The sequence below is a fragment of the Streptosporangium sp. NPDC006013 genome (assembly GCF_040614275.1).
Classification (GTDB): domain Bacteria; phylum Actinomycetota; class Actinomycetes; order Streptosporangiales; family Streptosporangiaceae; genus Streptosporangium.
In genome coordinates, this window is sequence record NZ_JBEXUE010000556.1 from 1 (window position 1) to 6,068 (window position 6,068).

Here is a 6,068-nt window from a genome sequence, read left to right on the forward strand (position 1 = left end):
AGCCGGAGACGATCTTGGGGAGGAACGGACCGGACAGGGCCCCGCCCGGCCGGCAGAACGGCTCAGAGGCCGGGCGCGCCCCAGAGGGGGAACCAGCGGCCGAGATCCGGCTCGATCTCCAGCTCACCGCCGATCGCACCGCGTACCTGCAGCTCCAGCGCGTTGTCCCGGCGCCCCGTCTGTCCGGGCAGCGGGGCGAACGGGTAGAAGGTGCCCTGCTTGTAGAGGTAGACCATGGCGAGCCCGCGGCCGTCGGGGGTGGCGAAGGAGACCAGTGAGCAGAGCAGCGAGGGGCCGAAACCCGCCGCCTCAAGGGAGGAGTTGACCGCGTGCAGGTCGGTGACCAGATCGCCGAGCAGGTCGGGCGTGCGGCGGACCAGCAGCCATGTGTAGCCATAGGAGTCCTTCGACACCTCCACCGGAGGGCCGCCCCCGGCGTCCAGCAGCTGGGTGATGTCGCGCTCGAGCGCGGCGAACGCCCCGCCCTCGGCCGAGCGGAAGCAGACCGCCCCCAGCCCGGTCGGCGCCAGATCGGTGGCCGCCTGCAGGGTCACCGCGGCCGAGGGCAGCGCGAACAGCGCGTCCAGGTCGGCCTTGGCCGGTTTACCTCGGCCCAGCAGAGCATCCCACCAGCGCATCCGGTCTCTTCCCCTTCACCGCTTCCACGGAACGGCGCTCCCGCCGCCCACCGGTAGTCCTGTCACCCGCCCTGCCCGAGCTGGGCGGAGATCCTGCCGAGCTGGTCAAGGCGCTGCTCCAGCGGCGGGTGGGTCGCCAGCAGCGCGCTCAGGCCCGCCTTGCCGGACAGAGCCGGCGCGAAGAAGAAGGCGTTGAACGGCTCAGCCTCGCGCAGGTCCCTCGTCGGGATGCGCGCCATCTCGCCACTGATCTTGACGAGGGCGCTGGACAGGGCCGACGGGCGCTGGGTGAGCAGCGCTCCCGCGCGGTCGGCGGCCAGCTCCCGGTAGCGCGACAGGGCCCGGGTGAGCAGGAAACTGACCGCGTACACCAGGACCGAGACGAGCATGATGATCAGGCCGATCGGCAGTCCGCCCCGGTCGTCGCGCCCGCGTCCCAGGCCGCTGTAGAGCGCGACCCTGGTCATGAGCCCGGCGACTATGCCGAGGAAGGACGCGATCGTCATGACCGCGACGTCCCGGTGCGCCACGTGGGACATCTCGTGGGCCAGCACGCCCTCCAGCTCACCGGCGTCGAGCCGACGCAGCAACCCCGTGGTCACGCAGACCACGGAGTTCTTCTGGTTGCGGCCGGTGGCGAACGCGTTCGGAACATCCGAATCGGCGATCGCCACCCGCGGCTTGGGCATGTCGGCCAGAGCGCACAACCGGTCGATCATGCCGTGCAGCTCCGGCGCCTCCTGCGGGGACACGACACGTCCGTGCATCGCGAACAGCGCGATGCGGTCGGACATGAAGTACTGCACGAGGAGCATGACGCCGGCGATGAGCAGTACCGCGACCGCACGAACGCCCAACGCGATCAGTACGGCCACGAAGACGACATAGAGCAATCCGAGCAGGAACATGGTGATCACCATGCGCCTGGTCAGGCCCCGGTCCGGGGCGAACCGGGTTTGTACCATATGCCCAGGCTATCCGGGAATCAGGCCCTCGTTGCCGAGCATCTCCCGAACTTCTTCCATGGAAGCGTCAGCCGGGGGCAAAATCAGCTCCGAGGACTCCAGGCTGTCGTCGGGCAGCGCCTTGCCGACATGGCGGACCTTGTCCAGCAGGGCATGCAACCGGGTACGGAAGACCTCTTCCTCGCCCGCCTCGATGGCGGCCTCCAGCTCGGCGTCCAGGGTGTTGAGCACGTCGAGATCGGCGGGGGCGATGTCGATCTGCCCCTCCCCCATGATGCGGACGATCACAGGCCCTCCCCAGGCTGGCGCAGCTGCTGCGTCTGGTTGGACTGCGGCTGCTGCTGCGGCTGCGGCTGCTGCTGCTGCTGCTGCTGCTGGGCGGGACCGGGCGTGATCGCGCCCTGGGGCCCGGTGCCCTGGCCGAGCTCGGCCTTCATCCGGGCGATCTCCAGCTCCACATCGTGGCCGCCGCCCATGCGGTCGAGCTCGGCCTGGATGTCGTCGCCACGCTGCCCGCTGAAGTCGTCGAGCGCGCCGCTGGCCAGCAGCTCGTCGATGGCACCCGCGCGGGCCTGCATGGAGGCCGTCTTGTCCTCGGCACGCTGGATCGCCAGACCGACGTCGCCCATCTCCTCGGAGATGCCGGAGAAGGCCTCGTTGATCCGCGTCTGCGCCTCGGCCGCGGTGTAGGTCGCCTTGATCGTCTCCTTCCTGGTGCGGAAGGAGTCGACCTTGGCCTGCAGCCGGTGGGAGGCCGTGGTGAGCTTCTCCTCCTCGGCCTGCAGGTTGTCGTGCTGCACGCGAAGGTCCGCGATCTGGGTCTGCAGGCTGCCGCGGCGGGTCAGCGCCTCGCGGGCCAGGTCCTCGCGACCGACCCCGAGCGCCTTGCGGCCCTGCTCCTCAAGCTTGCGCGCCTGCGCCTCGATCTGGTTGATCTGAAGCTCCACACGCTTGCGCGAGGTGGCGACATCCGCCACGCCCCGGCGTACCTTCTGCAACAACTCCAGCTGGCGCTGATATGAGTAGTCCAGGGTTTCGCGAGGATCTTCCATCTTGTCCAACGCGTTGTTCGCCTTGGACCTGAAGATCAGCGAAAGTCTCTTCATCACGCTCATGCGCGTCGGCCGTCCCCTTCTTCAAGTGCGCTTCGGGTCACCCCAAGTGATTCCAGCCCCCCGAAAAGCACCGGAGCCACCATAGGGTTCACCCTACGCATAACGCGCGGGGGCGTCACTAAGTTGCACTCCCGGTAGGCTGACGTTGTGTTCCGACGTACCCAGACCACCGCGGACGACTCCCCCGCCTCCGCTAACGATCCTAAGCCTGCGGGCAAGGGGCGTCCCACACCCAAGCGACGGGACGCCGAAGGCCGTCGCCGGCAGCCGGTGAACGCCCCCAACAACCGCAAAGAGGCCTACAAGCAGCTCCGCGAGCGCCAGGCGAACGACCGCGCCAAGGCGCGCGAGGGGATGCTACGCGGCGACGAACGCTACTACCCCGCCCGCGACAAGGGGCCTGTCAGGAAGTTCGCGCGCGACTGGGTCGACTCCCGCCGCGTCGTGAGCCAGTACTTCCTGCCGTTCTCCCTGCTGATCCTGCTGCTCACCTGGATCCCCTTCCCGACCGACGTCCGCGGTTACGTCTACGTCGCGGTGATCACGATCGGCTGGCCGATCATGATGGTCGGCGTGCTGCTCACCTCGATCTGGGTGTCCTGGAAGGTGAAGAAGCTCGCCGCCGAGAAGTTCCCCGGCGAAAGCCTCAAGGGTGTCGGCTTCTACGCCGCCATGCGCGCGCTGCAGATCCGCAAGCTGCGCTTCCCCCCGCCCACCGTCCTGCCCGGCGGCAAACCGGTCCCGCCGAAGAAGTAGTTCGCGGCACACCGGCTTTCGAACCCCGTTCCTTTCCCGGAGGGACGGGGTTCTTCGTGTCCCGCCCCGGCGGCGGGGAGTCCCTGCCCGTGCTCGCGGGCGAGAGCGACACTCATGCCTTCCCTCCCGAAGCCGGGATCGGCGACGCCCCGGCCTGCCGTGATCACGACTCGACGACGTCCCAGTCCAGCTCGCCGTCGGTCACCACCGGCTTCCAGTGGCCGACGGATCCGCCGGTCTCCAGGGCGTTCGCGGTCGCCTTCAGCAGACCGTAGTACGAGCGGATCCGGATGCCGCCGGGGGTGAAGCTCATCTGGCCCTCGTGATCGGTATGCCCGACGTCACGCGCCACGGAGTCGATCACCAGGTGGTCGCCGCTTCCGTTGGCGCCGAACGGGATCATCCGCCCGTCCCACCACTCTGCCCGCGGATCGACGTCGGCACCGCCCTGATTCTCCCCGTCTATCTCGCACAGCTGCCGCCAGGCGTCGCGAATCTCGCGAACCCCCAGGTTCCAGTTACCGAGGAAGCCGAACAGCCAGGTGTCGCCGACGGCGCGGGCTCCGTCGTGCCGTAGCAGGGAGGCGCGCAGGTCGTCGGGGAAACGCAGGCCCATCTGCGCCTCGGCGACGGCGATCGTACGGGCCCTGGCGGGCCTGCCCAGCGTGCGAAGGCTCTCGGGGGCGTTGGCCGCCAGCCACCTCTCGATGCGGCGCCACTGGCGGTTCACCGCCCTGGTCACCCCGGGGTCGACCGCCCGTACCCGAGGGCTCCTCACCCTCGGCCGACAGTCCGCGTCGGGAACCGCCGCGGTGGGTCCGTCCGGCGGCGGGGTGGGATCGGCCACAGGGGCGTCCGGAGCGTGCATGGCTTTGAAAAGCTCGTTCACCTTCAGGCAGGAGCCGACATACCGAGCCACCGGCCCTTCTTCCTCCGTATAGCGCATCCCCGGCTCCAGCGCCTGTCCCGTTCCCGTCTCACAGCCGTCGGCCACGGCCGGCGACTCCCCCGAGGCGGTTCCCTCGACGGCCGGCGTCCCCTTCGAGAAGACCGCGTTCTCCAGGACCTGGGTGCCGAAGGCGAGCAGGCAGAGCCCGACCCCGACGGCGCCCCAGCGGACCAGGCGGCTCTTGACCGCCCCGTCCCGCGGCTCACGCGGCGGCCTGGGCGCGAACGTCCGCTCAACGGCGGACCGGAAGGCGGAAGGGGGACCGGTGGCGTACCGCCTGAGGTCCTCCTCGGCGGGGACGCCGAGGAGCGGCGCGGGAGGCCAGCGCGGCGCGTGCCCGGTTCCGGAGGCCGTCTCCTTTGCCGGTGAGCCGAGCGCCCCCTTGACCGGGGAGTCGTCCCGAGGGCCGTCCTCCGGTCTCCGCCACCGGCGGACGACCACCACGACGACCGCCGCCAGCGCCCCGGCGGCCAGCGCCAGCCATACCCTCCGCGAAGTGATCAACCGCAACACGCCCGGCAGGTTATCCCGAATCGGGCACCTACTAATGTCAGAGCATGGAATTCCGCCACCTTGGCCGGAGTGGTCTCATGGTCAGTGAGATCAGCTACGGCAACTGGATCACCCACGGTTCCCAGGTAGAGGAGGACGCCGCCAAGCAGTGCGTGCGGGCGGCGCTCGACGAGGGGATCACCACCTTCGACACCGCCGACGTGTACGCGGGCACCAAGGCGGAGGAGGTTCTCGGCCGCGCCCTCGCGGGCGTCCGCCGCGAGTCTCTGGAGATCTTCACCAAGGTCTACTGGCCGACCGGTCAGGGCCCCAACGACCGCGGCCTGTCGCGCAAGCACATCACCGAGTCCCTGCACGGCTCGCTACGCCGTCTGCAGACCGACTACGTCGACCTTTACCAGGCACACCGCTTCGACTACGAGACGCCGCTCGAGGAGACCCTCAAGACCTTCGACGACCTCGTACGCCAGGGCAAGGTCCTCTACATCGGCGTCAGCGAGTGGACCGCCGAGCAGATCGGCCGGGCACTGAAGATCGCCGACGAGATGGGCTTCGACCGCCTGGTCTCCAACCAGCCCCAGTACTCCATGCTGTGGCGGGTCATCGAGGCAGAGGTCGTGCCGCTGAGCGAGAAGGAGGGCGTCGGCCAGATCGTCTTCTCTCCCATCGCCCAGGGCGTGCTCACCGGCAAGTACCTGCCGGGGCAGCCGCCCCCCGCCGGTTCCCGGGCCACCGACCCCACCGGGGGCAACTTCATCTCCCGGATGCTCAACGACGACGTGCTCACCCGCGTCCAGCGACTGGAGCCGATCGCCGCCGATCTCGGGCTGAGCATGGCCCAGCTCGCGGTGGCCTGGGTGCTGCAGAACCCGAACGTGTCCTCGGCCATCGTCGGCGCCAGCAGGCCCGAGCAGGTCCGCGACAACGTCAGGGCCTCTGGGGTGAGGCTGGACGCCGAGGTGCTCAAGAAGATCGACGACGTCCTCGGCCCGGTCGTCGAGCGCGACCCCGCCAAGACCGTCAGCCCCGAGCGGCGCCCCTAGAAGCCCACTGAAGATCTTGGTGTGATGCCCCCGGGGGTCTGTGATGTCCCCGGTGGGGGCGCCAGCATGGCCGTGGCGTTCCTATACCG

7 protein-coding genes are annotated in these 6,068 nt (G+C 69.4%); 2 read left to right on the forward strand and 5 right to left on the reverse strand.

Annotated features, from left to right (window positions below):
• Window positions 1–62: 62 nt before the first annotated feature.
• The 4 genes from ABZ260_RS44755 to ABZ260_RS44770 all read right to left on the reverse strand — a co-directional run bounded on the left by ABZ260_RS44755 (window position 63) and on the right by ABZ260_RS44770 (window position 2,718).
• Window positions 63–638, reverse strand: a complete 576-nt coding sequence (locus ABZ260_RS44755) for a hypothetical protein (RefSeq protein WP_355630251.1) — start codon at window positions 636–638, stop codon at window positions 63–65.
• A 62-nt stretch (window positions 639–700) separates the two neighbouring features.
• Entirely contained in the window at window positions 701–1,603 is a 903-nt protein-coding gene (gene htpX / locus ABZ260_RS44760; protein WP_350927842.1) for a zinc metalloprotease HtpX, read from the reverse strand.
• A 9-nt stretch (window positions 1,604–1,612) separates the two neighbouring features.
• On the reverse strand, window positions 1,613–1,891 hold the full coding sequence (locus tag ABZ260_RS44765; RefSeq protein WP_343982922.1) for a hypothetical protein: 279 nt from the start codon (window positions 1,889–1,891) through the stop codon (window positions 1,613–1,615).
• Window positions 1,888–2,718: a PspA/IM30 family protein gene (locus tag ABZ260_RS44770; protein ID WP_355630253.1), complete on the reverse strand. Its 831-nt coding sequence runs from the start codon at window positions 2,716–2,718 to the stop codon at window positions 1,888–1,890. Before ABZ260_RS44770 ends, ABZ260_RS44765 begins: the two co-directional genes overlap by 4 nt.
• Window positions 2,719–2,865: 147 nt before the next feature.
• Between ABZ260_RS44770 and ABZ260_RS44775 the strand changes: the two genes are divergently transcribed.
• Window positions 2,866–3,474, forward strand: a complete 609-nt coding sequence (locus ABZ260_RS44775) for a DUF3043 domain-containing protein (protein WP_355630256.1) — start codon at window positions 2,866–2,868, stop codon at window positions 3,472–3,474.
• A 163-nt stretch (window positions 3,475–3,637) separates the two neighbouring features.
• Here the strand turns inward: ABZ260_RS44775 and ABZ260_RS44780 are convergent, their stop codons facing one another.
• Window positions 3,638–4,936, reverse strand: a complete 1,299-nt coding sequence (locus tag ABZ260_RS44780) for an SMI1/KNR4 family protein (protein WP_355630259.1) — start codon at window positions 4,934–4,936, stop codon at window positions 3,638–3,640.
• A gap of 44 nt (window positions 4,937–4,980) precedes the next feature.
• On the opposite strand from ABZ260_RS44780, the gene ABZ260_RS44785 reads away from it, so the two are divergent.
• A complete protein-coding gene (locus ABZ260_RS44785) occupies window positions 4,981–5,979 on the forward strand; it encodes an aldo/keto reductase family protein (RefSeq protein ID WP_355552085.1) in 999 nt (332 codons plus the stop codon).
• Window positions 5,980–6,068: the final 89 nt, after the last annotated feature.